This is a genomic window from Microcoleus sp. OTE_8_concoct_300, assembly GCF_031383065.1.
In the GTDB taxonomy this organism is placed as follows: domain Bacteria; phylum Cyanobacteriota; class Cyanobacteriia; order Cyanobacteriales; family Microcoleaceae; genus Microcoleus.
The window spans coordinates 1-1,034 of the sequence record NZ_JANMZH010000707.1 but is presented as its reverse complement, the minus strand read 5'-3'; the positions used below and the strand labels follow the sequence as shown (position 1 = coordinate 1,034).

At 41.3% G+C, this 1,034-nt stretch carries 1 protein-coding gene; it reads left to right on the top strand.

What is annotated here, in order from left to right; translation table 11 throughout:
- Window positions 1–403: 403 nt before the first annotated feature.
- Window positions 404–1,034, top strand: a 631-nt coding sequence (locus tag ACUVJL_RS31720) for a hypothetical protein (RefSeq protein ID WP_445249461.1), incomplete at its 3' end; no start/stop codon positions are given.

Sequence of the window (1,034 nt, the reverse complement as noted above, 5' to 3'; positions counted from 1 at the left end):
CTATGAAAAATTTGGGTTTTACGCTCCCGTCTAGATCCCCCTAAATCCCCCTTAAGAAGGGGGACTTTGAGTGCTTCATGTCCCCCCCTTCTTAAGGGGGGCTAGGGGGGATCTGGCCTCAATCGTCAAACCGCCGTCTCTGACTGGGTTTAACGTTAAGTTGACACTAATGGGCTTTTGGAGTGTCCTGACATCTATAATATAAACTTTTGTAAATTATGCAGCGATTTTGCATAAAAATCCCAGATCCAGACAGATAGAGGAATAGAGGGCTATGCAGGAGGATGCGATCGATCTCCCGGAGGGGTCGCACCAGCCAATCTCGCGCCGAGAGAATTAGCGGAACTCCGCGACTTGCATAGCTGGTTGAAGACAATTTTTCTGAGTATCCTTGGAACAAGATATGTCTAGTAACGGTGAAATTGACGATCGACTTAAACAGCTAGCTATAGCTGCTAAAAATCACCCGCCTAAAACTGTAGAGCGACAAAAAGCTGTTACCAAATTATTCATGGAGCTCGAAAAGTATAAAATCATTAATAGTCCTAAAAATCGGAGTTTTTCCTACGATGATTATCAGGAGATTCTTGTCGAAGCAAAACAGGATTTGATGTTGCGGATCTGCAAGGAAGTTCACAATTACCGACCTGACAAAAAAGTCAGCCAATGGGTAAACTTTTTGATGATTAAATGTTTTCAAGAAGCTACACCTAAAGTTATAGGTATAAAGGATTTAAAACCTTTATACTATGGAAATATGAACTTAATCTTCAACAAGCTACAACAGCAAGCTGAACCTGACTTCTATCGAATTGAAGAAGCTTTGATCGATATGATTCAAGAAGACCCGGACGATGCTTTTAAAAGCGAAGCGATGACAAAGTACCCGCACGTCAATTTTCAATTATTGCTTGTCAAAAGAGTAATAGAAGATGCAAGTTGGCAGAAAATATCCGAAGAATTAGGAGTAAGTGTTTCAAATCTGAGCAGTTTTTATCGGAGGTCTTTGGAGAAATTTACGCCCCGATTCAGGG